At 28.8% G+C, this 17176-nt stretch carries 15 protein-coding genes; 6 read left to right on the top strand and 9 right to left on the bottom strand.

Annotation, left to right across the window (positions count from 1 at the left end):
- Nucleotides 1-388: 388 nt before the first annotated feature.
- Genes pepV through CHTY_RS02070 form a run of 5 tightly spaced genes read left to right on the top strand, consistent with a single transcriptional unit; the run spans nt 389 to nt 4638 of the window.
- A complete protein-coding gene (pepV, locus tag CHTY_RS02090; protein WP_203552273.1) occupies nt 389-1768 on the top strand; it encodes a dipeptidase PepV in 1380 nt (459 codons plus the stop codon).
- A gap of 51 nt (nt 1769-1819) precedes the next feature.
- Complete coding sequence (locus CHTY_RS02085; protein ID WP_203552272.1) at nt 1820-2686, top strand: thymidylate synthase; 867 nt, start codon at nt 1820-1822, stop codon at nt 2684-2686.
- Nucleotides 2683-3171 (top strand): dihydrofolate reductase, encoded by a 489-nt coding sequence (locus tag CHTY_RS02080; RefSeq protein WP_203552271.1) that lies wholly within the window; start codon nt 2683-2685, stop codon nt 3169-3171. The genes CHTY_RS02085 and CHTY_RS02080 overlap by 4 nt, the downstream gene beginning before the upstream one ends.
- Before the next feature lie 5 nt (nt 3172-3176).
- A complete protein-coding gene (locus CHTY_RS02075) occupies nt 3177-3980 on the top strand; it encodes a lysophospholipid acyltransferase family protein (RefSeq protein WP_203552270.1) in 804 nt (267 codons plus the stop codon).
- Nucleotides 3981-4005: 25 nt separating this feature from the next.
- Nucleotides 4006-4638 (top strand): Maf family protein, encoded by a 633-nt coding sequence (locus CHTY_RS02070; RefSeq protein ID WP_203552269.1) that lies wholly within the window; start codon nt 4006-4008, stop codon nt 4636-4638.
- Nucleotides 4639-5236: 598 nt separating this feature from the next.
- On the opposite strand, the gene CHTY_RS02065 is transcribed toward CHTY_RS02070, so the two are convergent.
- On the bottom strand, nt 5237-5659 hold the full coding sequence (locus CHTY_RS02065; RefSeq protein WP_203552268.1) for a hypothetical protein: 423 nt from the start codon (nt 5657-5659) through the stop codon (nt 5237-5239).
- 173 nt (nt 5660-5832) lie between these two features.
- Between CHTY_RS02065 and CHTY_RS03580 the strand changes: the two genes are divergently transcribed.
- The gene (locus CHTY_RS03580) at nt 5833-5955 is read left to right on the top strand and encodes a hypothetical protein (RefSeq protein ID WP_281411823.1); all 123 of its coding nucleotides are present in this window, start codon (nt 5833-5835) and stop codon (nt 5953-5955) included.
- Between the two features lie 396 nt (nt 5956-6351).
- Here CHTY_RS03580 and CHTY_RS02060 read toward each other — a convergent pair whose 3' ends face one another.
- The 8 genes from CHTY_RS02060 to CHTY_RS02025 all read right to left on the bottom strand — a co-directional run bounded on the left by CHTY_RS02060 (nt 6352) and on the right by CHTY_RS02025 (nt 16568).
- Nucleotides 6352-7029, bottom strand: a complete 678-nt coding sequence (locus CHTY_RS02060) for a hypothetical protein (protein WP_203552267.1) — start codon at nt 7027-7029, stop codon at nt 6352-6354.
- 241 nt (nt 7030-7270) lie between these two features.
- Nucleotides 7271-7633, bottom strand: coding sequence for a hypothetical protein (locus tag CHTY_RS02055; protein WP_203552266.1), 363 nt, complete (start codon nt 7631-7633; stop codon nt 7271-7273).
- A 14-nt stretch (nt 7634-7647) separates the two neighbouring features.
- Nucleotides 7648-7980: a hypothetical protein gene (locus tag CHTY_RS02050; RefSeq protein WP_203552265.1), complete on the bottom strand. Its 333-nt coding sequence runs from the start codon at nt 7978-7980 to the stop codon at nt 7648-7650.
- 284 nt (nt 7981-8264) lie between these two features.
- Entirely contained in the window at nt 8265-10016 is a 1752-nt protein-coding gene (gene aspS, locus CHTY_RS02045; RefSeq protein WP_203552264.1) for an aspartate--tRNA ligase, read from the bottom strand.
- Nucleotides 10000-11280 (bottom strand): histidine--tRNA ligase, encoded by a 1281-nt coding sequence (gene hisS, locus CHTY_RS02040; RefSeq protein WP_246454071.1) that lies wholly within the window; start codon nt 11278-11280, stop codon nt 10000-10002. The genes aspS and hisS overlap by 17 nt, the downstream gene beginning before the upstream one ends.
- 7 nt (nt 11281-11287) lie before the next feature.
- The gene (locus tag CHTY_RS02035) at nt 11288-13522 is read right to left on the bottom strand and encodes a RelA/SpoT family protein (RefSeq protein WP_203552263.1); all 2235 of its coding nucleotides are present in this window, start codon (nt 13520-13522) and stop codon (nt 11288-11290) included.
- A 58-nt stretch (nt 13523-13580) separates the two neighbouring features.
- On the bottom strand, nt 13581-14723 hold the full coding sequence (gene mnmA / locus CHTY_RS02030) for a tRNA 2-thiouridine(34) synthase MnmA (RefSeq protein WP_203552262.1): 1143 nt from the start codon (nt 14721-14723) through the stop codon (nt 13581-13583).
- Between the two features lie 33 nt (nt 14724-14756).
- A complete protein-coding gene (locus tag CHTY_RS02025) occupies nt 14757-16568 on the bottom strand; it encodes a nitrilase-related carbon-nitrogen hydrolase (protein ID WP_203552261.1) in 1812 nt (603 codons plus the stop codon).
- Nucleotides 16569-17176: the final 608 nt, after the last annotated feature.

The following is a 17176-nucleotide window of genomic DNA, read 5'->3' as shown; positions in this document are numbered from 1 at the left end:
AATAAAAAATAATTTTAAAAAAACTACAATCATTAATTACATTGGAAAAATAACAAAATATAAGGTATATGTTTTCATATATTGCGTTGCGTTTTTTTGATTTATGACCTTAGGTTTTGATTAACACAATAATTTAAGTTTCATTGGTTTGGATCGGTTAAAAAAATTGATTTTATTTTTTTTGCTTAATAAATTTTTTGATATTGGCAATTCCAAGCAATAAGCAATAAAATAAAACATATCATAAATAACAAAATTAATCATTAAAATGGTGGTGATCCATCCAATCCAAGAATTCAAATAAAAAAACTAAAAAAACAACAAATAAAACAACAAATAAAACAGCAAAAAGCAATAAAAACAAAAAAGAGGTTGTAACAAGAATTGCATGAATTTTACTAAAGAAGTTTTTAAAAGAAAAGAAGTTTTAATTAAATCTTTACAAATTTTATTACAAATTAATAGTGAAATAACTAGTTTTGACCCCCACCGAAAGGGGGCCCCTTTTGGCGAAGGCAACTATCAAGCTTTACAATATATGTTAGATTTAGGGAAACAAAAAGGGTTTGAAGTAGCCAATGTTGATGGATATGCAGGACATATTGAGTACGGGAAACAAAAAGAGTGGATAGGAGCTATTGGGCATTTAGATGTTGTTCCTGCTGGTACTAATTGGACTTATCCCCCTTATTCAGGGCAAATTGTCAATAATAAAATTTACGGTCGGGGAGCTGAAGATGATAAAGGCCCTACTATTGCTGCTTTTTGGGCTTTAACCATTTTAAAAGAATGCAACTTACCGTTGCAAAAAAGAATTAAATTAATTTTAGGATTAGATGAAGAAACTGAATGGCGTTGTATGCATCATTATTTTCAAAAATTTCCCCAATTGCCTGTTTGTGGTTTTGTCCCTGATAGTGCTTTTCCTGTGGTTTATGCTGAAAAAGGTATTTGTGTTTTTAGTTTCAAACGTATCTTGCAAGATCCCAAAATTATTAGTATTAAAAGTGGCATCGCTTCTAATGTCGTTCCTGAATTCGCTCGAGCTATTTTAACTTTTGATCAGAAATATGAACTTTTGTTTCATAATTTTTTAGCTCAGCATCCTATGAAAGCCACTTTAACACATACTTGTAATAATCAAATCCAAATAGATGTTTTGGGTGCGACCGCACATGGTTCAACTCCTGAACAAGGAACCAATGCACTTTATCAATTAATGAAAATTTTAAAAGCTTTAGAAATTAATAATGATTTAACTACTTTTTTTAATCAATATTTAGTAGATGATACCGAAGCAAAACAAATGGGATTTTATTATTGTGATGCAGAAACAGGGAAAATGGTTTGTTTTTCGGGTGTACTTAATTATGAACACGATCAAGTTCATTTTTTACTAAACTTAAGATATCCACGGGGAATTGAATATGAAACAATTGAAAAGAAACTAAAACAATTAGCAGCCCAAAATCATTTTACTTGTACATCTGATTTTCACCAACCACTTTTATATATCAACCCTCAAAGCGGTTTTATTAAGAATTTAATGCAAGTATATCAGAAATATACTCATGATTTGGTTTCTAAACCTTTATGTGTTGGTGGTGGCACCTTTGCCAGATGTGCTCCTAATTTAGTAGCTTTTGGACCTCATTTTATAGGAGCACCATCTTTAGCTCATCAAAAAGATGAATGTATGTCAATTGATCATTTGATGAAATTAACAGCTATGTATGCTGAAGCTTTCTATCTTTTAGCCAACAACTAAACATTAAATAAAAAAACATTAACAATGAAAAAATAGGAAGTGAAATGAGATATGACTAATTATTTAGATTTATGCCGTTTGATTTTAAAGCAGTCCATTGACAAAGATGATCGTACCAAAACAGGGACTAAAAGTATTTTTGGTCATCAAATGCGTTTTAATTTGCAACATGGCTTCCCTTTGTTAACTACTAAAAAAATGTATTTAAAAGCTATTATTCATGAACTTTTATGGTTTTTAAAGGGAGACACCAACATTTCTTATTTAGTTAAAAATAATGTTAATATTTGGAATGCATGGCCTTATCAAAAATATAAAAAGTCATCTGATTTCCAAAATGAAACTATGGAAGAATTTGTTCAAAAAATCAAAAGCAATCCTGCTTTTGCAGCTTTACATGGCAACTTAGGACCTGTTTACGGTAAACAATGGCGTGACTTTAATGGTTTTGATCAAATTAATTTTTTAATTTCTGAAATTAAACAAAATCCTAATTCTAGACGCTTAATACTGAATTCTTGGAATCCCAGCGAATTAAAACAGATGGTCTTGCCTCCTTGTCATGTGTTAATTCAATTTTATGTTAATCAAGGTAAAATTTCTTTACAACTTTACCAAAGAAGTGGTGATGTCTTTTTAGGAGTCCCTTTTAATATTGCATCTTATTCTTTGTTACTCATGATGGTTGCTCAAGTTACTAATTTACAACCTTATGAATTTATTCACACTTTAGGAGATGCACACATTTACAACAATCATTTACAACAAATAGCAACTCAAATTAAAAGAGTTCCTAAAAAACTCCCTCAAATGGTTTTAAATCCTAATGTAGCAGATATTCATCAATTTCAATTTAGTGATTTTACTTTAAAAAATTATATTTGTGATGAGATTTTGAAAGGCGATATTGCTATATGATTTATTTAATTACAGCTTTTGATAGTAATAATTTAATAGGAAAGGATAACCAATTACCTTGGCATTATCCACAAGACCTTCGTTATTTTAAACAAATGACAGTTAATCAAAATGTTTTAATGGGGTATGAAACTTATAAATCTTTAAAACAATATTTTAAAACTAAACCTTTTAATTTTAACAAAACTTATGTTGCCTCTTTTAATAAGGATTTACAATTACCAGATAGTGAAGTAGTTAATGATTTATCCATATTTTGGAAAAAATTTACTAATCAAACAACCGCTAATCTTTTTGTTATTGGCGGCAGACAAATTTATCAACAAGCTTTACCTTATGTCGATATTTTATATATTACTCATATTCTTGCAAGACACCAAGGCAATGTTTATTTTCCTCTCATTAATTGGCAACAATTCCAATTAGTGACAAAATCGATCCAACCACAATTAATTTTTGCAACTTATCAAAAAGGAAAGAAATAGCCATCATGTTTACTTTAATATTTATCATTATTTGGCCTTTAACCACTTTCTTCCTTTTTAAAATTCCTTGGTTGAACTCCTTTTATCTCTTGCCTTGCCATTTACTTTTAGCTTTCTTGTTATCCTTTGTAGTTATTTTTTTAATTTTGTTATTATCCCTTATTTTCATGTCTTTTTTACCCCCTAATCATCGTTTTAAAGGTTTTATCATTATAAGTGCTTCTAACTTTATCAAACGTTTTTTAAGAATTAACATAATCGTTAAAAACTTTCATTTATTTCCTTTAGATAAAAATATTATTATTTATGCTAATCATAAATCATATACAGATCCTTTTATTATTGCAAGTGCTCTTGCACCAAGAACAGTTGCATTTTCCCCCAAAGATAAATTTCGTTCTTTTTTAGGCAGTCAGCTATTTTTAAAATTAGCTTTTTATGCTTCTGATTGTATGGTAATCGTAAGAAACGACATTAGAAAAACCGCTTCTAATTTGTTTCAAGCAGTTCCTAAAGTCAAAGCTGGTTTGGTTATGGTAATCTTTCCTGAAGGAGGAATTAAAGATCGCAATAACGAACAAGCAGTTCCTTTGTTAGGGGGAGCTTTTAAAATCGCTTTTAAAAGTCAAGCAGACATTGTCCCTGTTACTATTAAAGGAGCTAGCCACATTAAAAATTATTTTTGGTGGCAACAAAAGACAATAGAAGTAATTATTCATCCACCTTTAGCATATGAGAGATATCAAGAACAAAAAATGCCAGAAATAGCTGTTAATGTTCAACAAATAATTAATTCTGGTTTAAAATAAAATTTATAGGAGTTTAATAAAGATAATGCATATTATTTTAGCTTCACAATCACCATCTAGATTACATATTTTACAAAAAATGAAGTTAATGGTTCAAGTCAAACCAGCTAATATTGATGAAACTCCGTTACCCCACGAAAAACCTGATCAATTAGCTTTAAGGCTTGCCCTTACCAAAGCTAAAAAGATTGCAGCAATGGAAGAAAATGGTTTTATTATTGGAGCTGACACTGTTTCTGTATGTGAAGAAGAAATATTGCCTAAAGCAGTTGATAACGATAAAATCCGTTATTGTTTACATAAATGTTCAGGAAAAATTAGAAAAGAAATGACAGGTGTTTGCGTCATTAAAAAACATTATCACAAAATGATGATAGAACAAAATGTAATTATAAGTGAAATTTATTTTAACAAATTATCAGAACAAGAAATTGAATTTTATGTTAACGCCCAAGAAGCTTTAAATACAGCTGGTGGTTTTAAAATTGAGGGAATAGGAGAAATATTTATCCAAAAAATAAAAGGTAACCCTTCTTCTATTTCAGGATTACCTATGTCTATTATTTATCAAATGTTAACTAAATTAGGTTATCCTTTTTTTGACATTAAAAAAAATAATCATATAATAAAAAGGCTAAACCACTTAAAAACAGTTTAGCTTTTATTTTTTATTTTTGGTTTAATATTATATTTTTATTATATTCTTTGTTTGAATTAATAGTAGGTGCTTTGGTTTGGGTTTTAGCTTTGGAATCAATTGATAATTTTATTGCTCAAAAAATACCTAAAAAATATGAAGGTTTTATACTTCCTCTTATGTATTATACTTTTTGGTATATATTTGTGATTATATTAGTTATTATTGGAAAAATTTTAATTTTGTTGCAAAATGATAAAAAACATTAATAATCATCAATCCAAAAAATAAAACCCTACAATCAAGTATACATTAACCAGGAATAATCTAGCAAAAACACTTAATCTTTTTTCAAACGATTTCATGTTTTTTTGTTTGTTCTCATTTACTACCTATATTATAATATACCTTTTTCATATTACAACATAAAAAAATAAAAAAATCAACACAAAACACCCTTAATTTTATTTACAAAATTAAGAGTAGTTTTATAGATGATTTATTATTTTAATAATAACCCCCAAAACCCCAAAATAACACGTTAAAACCCCAAAATAACGTGTTTAAAGGGCCTTATAGATAATATATTATTTCCCCTTTCTAATTATTTTTAGTATTTTTAAACATCAAAATAGTATGACGTTGGTTTATTTTGTGGAATATTAAAATAAACGTCGATTGGATCAACATAGTTGTTGAAATCTAAAAACATTTTTTCTTGTTCTAAATAAGTTCTTGGAACTTGTTTTTTTCTCATTTTTGAAAGTTTAAAAACTTTATTTAGTTTTTTACATAATTTATCATGTATTTTTTTGTTTAATGGTCTTGCTTGTTTTTCATAATTAATACTAAAATAAAACATTGATGCATAAGAATTATTTTTTAAATATTCTTCAATAAATGGTTTTTTGTCAGTTTCTAAATCTTTTTCACCATAATATTTTTTCTTTTCAATTTTAACGTATCCAAAATACTTATCTTTTATAACTAATTCATTTTCTTTGGCATTAAGTCTAGCATTCACCATTTGTTCTACTAACATTTTTCTTAAAGGATGTTCTTTGTTATAGTCTAAAATGTTTTTAGCATAAAAACTAGTTATACTCTTAGCTAATTGGCGTTTTTAACTAGTTTAAACGTGAAGTTTACTAGTTACACAAAGTCGTCAAATGACTTTTCACTAAATTAACCAATGAGGCAGGCAACTTAAGTAGCTTGCTAGCCACACCTTCCTTGTTAGCAAAAAGTATGGGGGGCGGTAACTTAAAAATTTTTAACGACGTTACCGATGATCATGGTGAAGATCTTGGAGCCGCTACCTTAAAAACCCCACCTTAATTTTTTTTGGTTAAAGTTGTCTGTGATTCCGAATAGAGAATTTCGTGTTCGCAATTGGCCCAAAAACTTGCGCGAGCGCCGCATGGAGGATCGGTTTTGGGCCAAGGAACTGTCAACATTCGCAAAATTAAGGCCAATTGGATCTAAACTATTACTGATTCCCCCAACTGTTGCTTGCCCGAATCAACCCTGGAGCGCTGCTGGGGTTCTTGGAAGACGGGCAAGGGGCTCGTTAAGTTTAAGGAGATACTTAAATTTTTATTTTTTATACCTAAAAGTTATACAATATATTTCAATTACAAATTATGTTTTAAATAATTTAAAATTGAAAATTTTTAAAATTAAGTAGCTTTATGATGCACTAATTCGCAACTTATTAATTTTGAATTTTTGCAACTACTTTTTGTTCATAATAATTTCTTTACCGTTCATTCCTTGTTTTATAAATTCTTGAATTTGTTCTGTATTATAAGAAGTTTTATTTGATAAATTCCGAATATCCACAGAAGTCCAACCTTGTTTTTTAAGAATTTGAATATCTTTAACTCCAAATCTTTTTTGTTTGGCTAAATAATTAACTATTTCACAAGCGCTCCATTTTTGTTTTTTAAGTTCTTGAATTTCTTCTAATGAAAATATTTTTTCTTGTTCAGAAATATCAGTTAATTTTAATTGAATGTGTGGAAACAAATAATTAGAAATGCAAAACCCACTCCATCCTTGTTCTTTTAATTTTAAAAAATCGTCTTGAACCGTGGAGTTGTTGTTCGAGACCAATATATTATCTAAATGGTAAAAATCTTTACCATTTAACATTTCTTTATGTTTTTTTTTCAAATCAATTATATTTTCAAAAGAAAGTTTTCCTTTATCATTTATATAAGCTAACTCTTGAATATCTTCTCTGGTAAAACCTACTTTTTCAAATTCTTTTATTTGGGACTCATCTAATTCGGTGGTAGGAATACCTTTTGTATACGAATCTTGTTTTTGTTGATTTTTAACGTTTGATTTTGTTAAAGTTTCTTCTAATGTTGCTATTTTGGATTTGGAATTGATTAAAGATATTGACATAAAAATTACAATTAAACATAGGAGTAATGATATAATTGTTTTAAAAAAAATAAGCGTTTTCGGATTTTGGGGCCAAAATTTTTCTTTAGTTTTTTTTAATTTTAACACGATTTACACCTTCTTAACTTTCTTTAGTTTTTTTTAATTTTAACACGATTTACACCTTCTTAACTTTCATTGGCTGCCGCAACATAAACTGATTGGGAACACAAATATCCAAAATTGCCAAATTAATCTTTTGCTAATCGCCAAAGCGTAAAGGTGGATACTTAGCCGTTGAAGTGGTCACTTTTAATAAAAAAGGTTCGGGACTTGGAACTTTTTTAACAACTTTTTTAAATAATTTTTTATAAATTTCTTTGGCTATATATTTTCCTGCGGGAGTTTGTAAAAAATGCGAACCTTTTATCAATTTGCTCTTGCTATTTGGTTTTTTATCTGGTGTGTCAAATTTCCAAAAAAAATACATTTTTGCAGAACCATTTCCTAACCATCTTAAATCAACAAATTCGTAAAAATGATCTCTCTCTTCTCTGTTGCCGCCATCAAAATAAACACCCATGAATTCTTCGTCATCGTTTTTGATGTACCAATGCCATATCACCTCCTTTTTCTTTATTATAAGCAGTTGTTGAAGAAACGCTGCCATATGAATTCTTCGTCATCGTTTTTGATGTACCAATGCATATCGCCTCCTTTTTCTTTATTATAAGCAGTTGTTGAAGAAACGCTGCCATTATAAGAAGGGTTGATGTTGGTTTTAATATAATTGAAAACATCCGAAGAAGTGCTATTTTTGTTTAAAACTACATGAATAACTTCTGTTCCTCTAATTGATCTTTCTGTAAAAGAGTCGTGACCGTAAACCTTTTGATTAAATAACAATGAAAACAACATAAAAAATATTAGAAAAATTGCAAAAGAATATTTCGAATGATTTTTTAATTTCAATTTTTATCTCTCTTTCATATTTATATTTTTTCTATATCAAAATATTGGAAATATTTTTTTATATTAAATCAAATATGATAGTCCATTTCAACCAATCCTCCTTAACCATACCAAAGTGCGCTGACTAAAATCTCTCGTTGAATCGATATGATTATTTTATATTATACTCCTTCTTTTTTCAAAAGTCAAGGAACAAAAGGTCATTTTTTGAAAAAAGTTTTAAGATAGAAAAAAAGATCCCTATTTTAGGGATCTTTTAATGTTCCTTAGTTGTAATGATTATTTTATTTCTTTTCAGCGTCCTTTTTTAATTGAATGCTTAAAACATCTAATTGTTCTTGATCAACTAAACTAGGCGTTTCCATCATTAAATCTTGAGCACTTTGAGTTTTAGGGAAAGCAATAACATTTTTAATATTATTTGTTTTAGTAAATAACATCACTAAACGGTCTAATCCTAAAGCGATGCCACCATGCGGAGGAGTACCGTATTTTAGCGCTTCTACTAAAAAACCAAAACGATTTTGAATTTCTTCTTTGCTAAAACCTAATTTTTGAAACATTAATTCTTGTACGTGGCTTTGATAATTTCTCAAAGAACCTCCGCCAATTTCATAACCATTCCACACCAAATCATAAGCTTGAGCTTTAGCTTTTTCCGGGTTTTTTTCTAAAATATTAATATCCGAAGGAGCCGTAAAAGGGTGATGCATAGCGTAATAACGATTATCTTCTGAATTAAATTCAAATAAAGGAAAATCCACTATCCACAATAAAGATTCTTTATTAGAGTCAATTAAATTCAAATCATGACCTAATTTATTTCTCAAAAAACCTAATGTTTTTAACAAATGGTCTTCCGAAGAAAGGACCTTTAAATCGTTACTAATAACAAAGCACCATTCACCTTCTGCTAAAACAGAAGCATCATTAACAAATTGACTGAAATTACCTTTTAAAGTATTGTCTTGTTTTTTAAAAAGGTTTAAATTGAGATTAAATTGAGTTTTAATCAAATGTTTATATTCGTCTATTTTTTTTCTAGTCAAAAGGTTCAAAGGAAGGGAAGAATTTAATTTAATCCCTTTAATGGTTTTCTCTACTCCTTCCGCGTTAACGAATTCTTCTTTAAAATAAGCTTTTAAAGGTTCAATCTTTAAATCAAACCTTAAATCGGGTTTATCTGAACCATACAAGTTCATAGCTTCTTGAAAAGAAAGACGTTCCAAAGGAGTAGGTAAAGATTGGTTTAAGATTTTGGCAAACAAATTGGTCATAATTTCTTCAGTTAAATTCATCAATTCTTCTTGACTGAAAAAAGACGTCTCAATATCTATTTGAGTAAATTCTGGTTGTCTATCTGATCTTAAATCTTCATCCCTAAAACAACGAGCTATTTGGAAATATCTTTCAAAACCAGAAATCATATATAATTGCTTGTAAATTTGCGGAGATTGAGGCAAAGCATAAAAATGATGAGGATGAATGCGCGAAGGAACTAAATAATCTCTCGCCCCTTCAGGAGTTGATTTTGACAATAAAGGAGTTTCTAATTCAAAAAATTTATTATTCAAAAGAGTTTGTCTGATATTTTGAGTAATTTCGTGTCTTTGAATTAAAAAACTTTTTTTATCTTTTTTGCGTAAATCTAAATAACGATATTTTAAACGATAATCCTCTAAAGCTTCGTTTTTTTCGACAATACTTAAAGGTATATGTTCCGCTTCGGAAAGAAAAGACATTTCTTGCACTAAAACTTCGATTTCGCCCGTTGTTAAATTAGGGTTTTTATTGATTCTTTCGATTACTTCGCCTTTAACATCAATCACTGTTTCGATTTTAGTTAAAGCGATTTGTTGATATTGAGGATGATCGTTAAGTACCACTAATTGAACTATCCCCGAAACATCTCTTAAATCAATAAAAAGTTTATTGCCTAAATTTCTTTTTCTTTCGATCCAACCTTTTAAAAAGACTTGTTCTCCTTTTTGGTTAAGAGTAATCTCGTTATTATCGTAACTATATTTTGTTTTCACTTGTTAATTCCTTCATTAAAAAATTTATTGTTTGTTCTGGTGATAATTTATATTCTTTTTTGTCTGCTATCTTTTTAACTGTTAAGACGTTATCTTTTAATTCTTTTTGTCCAATAAAAAGAATGTATTTAGGGTTAGTTTGTAAAGCTTTTTTTAACTTTTTATTAAAATAACCTGTTTCATAATTCATGTTGGTTTGTAGACTATGTTGACGGATTTTTTGCATCAACATAAAAGTTGGTTTTAAAGCGTCTTGATCTAACGCTAATAAATAAACATCTAAAACAGAAGAACCGACATCAGGGAATAAATGATTCTCTTCCATGACGATCATTAAACGTTCTATTCCTAAAGCAAAACCGATACAATTAGTTTTTTGGCCGCCAAAAACTTCGGTTAATTCGTTATAATTACCGCCGCCGCCTAAAACTAAATCATTTTGACTAGTGACGTCATTAGCGGTAATTTCAAAAACTGTATCCGTATAATAATCTAGACCTCTTACTAAAAGAGGGTCTATTTCGTAATTAACCTGAGCTTCTGTTAAAAGTTCTAAAACATGGTCAAATTTCTTTTTAGCTTCTGCAGATAGATGATCTAAAATTAAAGGAGCTTTTTTTAAAACCTCTTTTTGGGAACATTGTTTACAATCAAAAATACGTAAAACATTTTTTTCTTTTCTTTCTAAACATAAACTGCATAAATCTTGAGTATTTTGGTCAATATAATGCTTAAAAATAGTTAAAAATTGTTGACGAGTAGGAAGATCCCCTAAAGTATTGATTTTAATTTTCACATTTTTGAGTCCTAAAGTTAACAAAGATTCATAAGCCAAAATAATGACCTCTACTTCGGATAAAGAATTAGGCACACCAATGGCTTCAACGCCTATTTGATGGAATTGACGATATCGACCTTTTTGTGGTCTTTCATAACGAAAAAAAGGACCTAAATAATATAATTTAGTTAACTCGTTTTGATGATCCAATTTATTTTCGATATAACTTCTGATAACAGAAGCCGTCCCTTCCGGTCTTAAAGCTATTAATCTACCTTTTTTATCGTGAAATTGATAAGTTTCTTTCATAACCATATCGGATTGTTCGGTAGCACGATAAAAAACTTCTTTATATTCGATAATAGGAGTTCTTATTTCTTGAAAATTGTATGTTTCTAAAAGAGTTTTAAGCTTCTTTTCAATAAACTGCCATTTAGACATCTCATCATGAAATAAATCGTGAGTTCCTTTTATTTTTTTAACCATAAACCTGTTAATTTGTTCCTCTATAAATTTGATAAATATTAGATAATTGTAATAAATGAGAAATTAATTTTTCCATTTCAGAAATATTTTTAACTAGGATTTGTAGTTTAATAGTGGTTTCTGATAATTTATTATTATTAATCATATTGATTTTAGAAATATTAATCCCCAAAGCGTTAGCTTTATCAGTAATATTAGCGATTAAAGAAGAACTATAAGAACCAATAATGAAAAGCCAAGTAGCGTATTTTAATTGATAATTTTGGTACCAATGAGCAACAATAAGACGGTTAGAGTCGTATTGTTGTAAATTAACACAATCTTTACGGTGAACGTTAGTACCTTTATCTTTAGTGATAAAACCCACTATTTCTTCGCCGAAAATAGGGTTACAACAGTTCGCTAACTTTAATTTAGTTTTATCTAAACCTTCGATAAAAACACCTGTTTCGTTTTCATAAATGAATTTTTTCAAGTTTTTCGAAATTTGTTCTTTATTGTATTCTTTGCGCATTTCTTCAAAAGAAGTGATTTTAGCGAGCACCACATCAGGAGTGATTTTTTTTCTTCCCAAAGCTTCATACAATTCATTGACATTTTGAATAGATTGCTTGTGAAAACTTTTTTTCACAAAATTGTGGTCAATTTTAAAATCTTTCTTTTGCGCTTGCAATTCTTTTTCTAAAATTTCTTTACCATTTTGGATTAAAGTTAAAACTTCTTTTTTCTGTTTATTTAAGAAGTTTTTAATGAATTTTTTAACATAAGAGGTTTTGGCTATTCTCAACCAATCCTTATGTACTCTAAAAACGTTTTTATTAGTTTTAATAGAAATAATATCCCCGTTTTTAAGCTTATAATCAAGAGGAACGATTTTTTCGTTCACAATAGCACCTGTCATGGTAAAACCAATCATAGAATGGATACGGAAAGCAAAATCAATAGGAGTAGAACCTTCCGGAAATTCAAATACTTCTTGTTTCGGTGTGAAAACATAAACGTTTTCGCTTAAAATATCGTTTTTAATAGAATCTACTAAAGTTTTGGAATTTTGTAACGATTTATTTTTAGTATCTTTGGTGATTTTAATTAAATCTTGGTACCATCTTAATTTTTGCACTATTTCCAACTGTTTATTATCTTTGGAATAAAATTTGTTTTCTTTATAACCCCAATGGGCGGCGATACCTTTTTCGGCAATTTCATCCATTTCTTTCGTTTTGATTTGGATTTCAAAAATAGAACCATCTTTGGCTAAAACGGTGTTATGAAGGGCTTGGTATAAATTAGGTTTGGGAACAGCGATATAATCTTTAAATCTCCTTGGTAAAGGAGAGTAATGAGCGTGAATAATACCTAAACATTGATAACACACATCCACTTTATCCACAATAATACGAACCGCTAATAAGTCGAAAATTTCGTCAAAACTAACTTGTCCTTGGTTCATCTTTTTATAAATACTATAAATGTTTTTACTACGACCGCTGATGGAGAAATCAGTAATACCGGACTTATAAAACAAAGATTTAATATTTTTAATAATATTTTGGATAGAATTTTCGCGTTCATTTTTTTTAGCGTTAATGAGGTTAGAAATACGGTAATATTCTTTAGGGTTCATATATCTAAAAGTTAAATCTTCTAATTGAGATTTAATTTGAAAAAGACCTAAACGATGGGTTAAAGGGACATAGATATCTAATGTTTCTTGGGAAATGCGTAATTGTTTTTCTGGTTTCATTTCTTTTAAAGTCTGCATATTATGGAGTCTATCTGCTATTTTTACCAAAACTACTCTAATATCATTAGCCATAGCTAAAAAAAGTTTTTGATGGTTTTTCACTTGTCGTTGTTTAGGGTTAAAACTAAGTTTAGCTAATTTAGTGGTTCTTTTCACTATATAAGCCACATCTTCGCCTAAAAAATCCTTTAATTCATCAAAAGTTAAATCCGTATCTTCTAAAGAATCGTGTAATAAACCAGCCATTAAAGTATTAGGTTCGCTATTTAAATCAGCTAAAATAATAGCAACAGAAATAGGGTGAATAATGAAATCTTCACCCGTTACTCTTTTTTGTTTGGTATGTTTTTTTTTAGCCAACAAATAAGCTTGATTAATTTTATCTAAGACTGTTTTTTCATGAATGTATTTTTTTACTTTTTGCATCAATTCTTGGAATAAAACTTCTTCATGAACTTTTTTTTCTATGTTATGGTTTTCAGCAGTATTAAAAAGCACTTTAATCACCTATTTTTTTGAATTTTTTAAAACATCTTTTTTAAAGGATAAAAAATGTTTAAACATATGAAAGTTTTTTCTCTTGATAATAAACTTCTTTAATCATTCCCGCTCCTAAGCAAAAATCATCTTTATAAAAAGCTGCTATTTGTCCTGGTGTGACAGCTTTGATTTTTTGGGGATAATACACTTTTAAAGTGGTTTTATCCAACCAAACAAGTTCCACTTCTTGATCGGGTTGACGATAACGAAATTTAGCCATCATCTTCATTTTACCATGATTTTGATAAACATCGTAATTTCTCCACACCACATCAATGATTAAAGCTGAATCGCTATAAAGGTAAGGGCTATCATAGCTTTGGTCCACATACAAAGTATTGGTAGGTAATTCTTTGCCTACAACAAACCAAGGGGCTTGATTTTCTTGAGTAACACCTAAATTCAGTCCTTTTCTTTGTCCAATAGTATAATTGAAAACACCTTCATGTTCTTGCAAAAGCTTACCGTTCATATCTTTAATAGGACCTTTTTTAGCAGGAATATAATTTTTTAAAAAAGAACTGAATTTGCGTTCTCCGATAAAACAAATACCAGTGGAGTCTTTTTTTCTCGCCGTTATTAAGTCATTTTTAGCGGCAATTTCTCTGACTTCTTTTTTAGTAATTTTTCCTAAAGGGAAAAGGATCTTATCTAATTGTTGTTGTTTAAGTTGAGATAAAAAATAAGTTTGGTCTTTAGTATCGTCCCAAGCTTTCGTTAAGATGGGTTGACCCTTTTCATGAGTGATATTGGCATAATGTCCCATAGCGATAAAATCAGGATTGAATTGTTCGGCATATTTGATAAAAGTAAGAAATTTAATTTGATTATTGCATAAAACATCAGGATTCGGGGTTAAATTTTGTTTTAATAATTTTAAAAAATAAGAAAACACTTGGCCCCAATATTCTTCGGAAAAATCAACTTGATGAAATTTAATATCTAATTGTTTAGCGATAGCAGCGGCATCATTAAAATCGGCTGTTTGAGGACAAGCATCATTATTAACATTAGGATTGCCTTGAACATCATAATTCAAACTACTATCCCAATTACGCATAAAAATACCTTCTACCTCATAACCTTTTTGTTTTAACAACAAAGCTGTGACGCTACTATCAACTCCACCTGATAAACCAACAATCACTTTTTTTTTCATATTCTATACTTCTATTTCTATAAATTCCGTTTTTCACTCTTTGCGTTGGAAATTAATAGGTAATTTAAATTCCGTTCTCGGTGAAAGGCTATTTTCTAAAATTTTCGGTCCTGGGGACATTTGTTGTCTTTTATATTGGGTTTGATAAAAAGTTTTTAAATAATTTTGCACTAAAACTAAACTTTCTTCTGCATTTAAAGCAAAAGTGTGTTCAATTAAAAAAGCGATTTTAGCTTTCGAAAAATTATTTTTTAAATGATGATATAAAATAAAATCTTCTATGACGATATGAGGGGTTAAAAATTTTTCTATCTGTTCTTGATAAAAAGCCTTTAATTCAGGAGGGATAGAAATGATAGGCTTATTCAAATGGAAAAGAATCAATTCAGTCATGAAAGTTTGGGTTAAACCAACATTAACATTATACAATTGATCGTAATAATGGATTCTTTCGCTTACTTTACCTAAAGCCGTATCAGACAAATTATCACTTTCTAACACTAAGATTTGCGAATCATCCAACATCAGCGGATTGGAGGTAAATTTACTTAAAGCGTGATGAATCAATTCTTTGCTTAACCATTCTTTAACTTGGGGTTGATGATCCTCATTATCCAGAAGAATATTTTTAATCCCTAAATTGTTTAAAAAGTTTTTCATCAATACAACAAAATCAGGTTGAGAATCTTTTTCATCTTCCATAATCACAATCAAATGATCTAGTGTTTTTTTACTAGCTTGAAAACTTTGTACGACCGCTAAAAGAGACAACAATTCGTTCAAACGTGAAGCTAATTTTAAAATCACTTTCACATTTTTAATATGCGATAATTTACTTTGTAAAGATAAAAACTGAATATGGTTCGCTAATTTTAATTGTTCCTCTAAATCCTCCATTTCCACAAAAGGTTTTTGGTGAAAAGGTTTTTCAAATTCATAATTATCATGTTCTTTAATATCGAAATAAGATTTAAAGAAAGGAAATTCTTTGCCGATTTTTTGGTCTCCTAAAGTAGTATCAATTCTTCTTTGGTATTTAATAGAATCAATATAAACATCAACAACTAAGCTAGTATCATCTTGGTTAAATAAATCTTTTTCGCCAATTAAATTACCAAAAACAGCGGCTATTTTATGATTAGAAAAAAGGACATCAGTAGATGATTCTGTAATCCCACTACTAGTGTAAAAATAACCACCAATATGTTTGCGAGAATGATTAATAACCGCGTTTTTACGCATTTCTTTTTTACCGATATGTTCGGTAGAAGAAGATAAGTTAAAAATCAATTCCGCTCCGTTTAAAGCTAATAAATCACTAGGAGATTCGATAGTCCATAAATCTTGACAAATCTCTACTCCAAAACTGATATCGAATTTTTTATTAATAAACAAAATATTACCGACAGGTACTTTTTGCCCTAAAAAATAAATCTCTTGTGTTTGGATAGTTTTACCAGAATGAAACCATCTTTTTTCGCTAAATTCTTTATAATTAGGAATAGTGTGTTTAGGAACAATGCCTAAAATTTTATCTTTTTGAATTACCACAGCGACATTGAATAAAACTTCTTTCAAAAAGAAAGGCATTCCTACTAAATAAACGCCTTCAAAAGTGGTCTTTTCCATGATAAATTGTAAAGATTCTAGCACTTCCTGATAAAAAGTAGTTTCGAAAAATAAATCTCCAGCCGTATAGCTGCTTAAAAATAATTCAGGAAATAAAACCAAGCTAGCTTTGCTGCGGTTAAGAACTTCAAGAATACTTTCAGCATTCTTAAAGGGATCCCCGATGTGTAAATCAGGATTGGATAATTCTATTTTAATAAAACCGTTGTGATACATGGGTTGAAAAACCTTCCTAATATTGAGTTCTAATGCGGTGTTTTATTTTCAGAATTAAATAATTCTTAAATTAATAAAAATTTTGAATTAAAAAAGACTCTCTTTATGGGAATCTTTTTTAATACTCTAAAATAAAACATTATTATTTATTAAATGCTTTATTTTTTGGTTTTATTTTGTTAATTGTAATAAAAAATGAACTCTTCAATATCAAGTTTATGAAGAAATCAAATAAATAACATTCCCAAAAATCAAAATTCATTTTAAAACTTTTCAAATATCTAAAAATTCAAAAAAAGACCTTATAATAAAGGTCTTTTTTTTATTACCAAGATCATTCCTATTCTTTTTCCTTGCTTTTAAAATATGATCGAGTTATAATATAGTTAACTGTATATGTTTTGTTATTGTTTGTTTTTTCTGATATTTTGATACAGTTAAGGATGGAAATAGTTGTAATAGGTGTTATAAAATAAGNAAAGAGGTTTTATGAAGATGACAAACTCTTGTTATAAGTTGAAATATAGATTTTTATTAGTTTTTATTGTATTAATAAATATTTTCTTTTTCTTTCAACATCAAATATTTGCATTAGAAAAACCCAAATC

It is taken from the genome of Candidatus Phytoplasma meliae (genome assembly GCF_016876135.2).
Note: the sequence above shows the minus strand (reverse complement) of the source record. Positions and strands in the feature narration are given on the sequence as shown.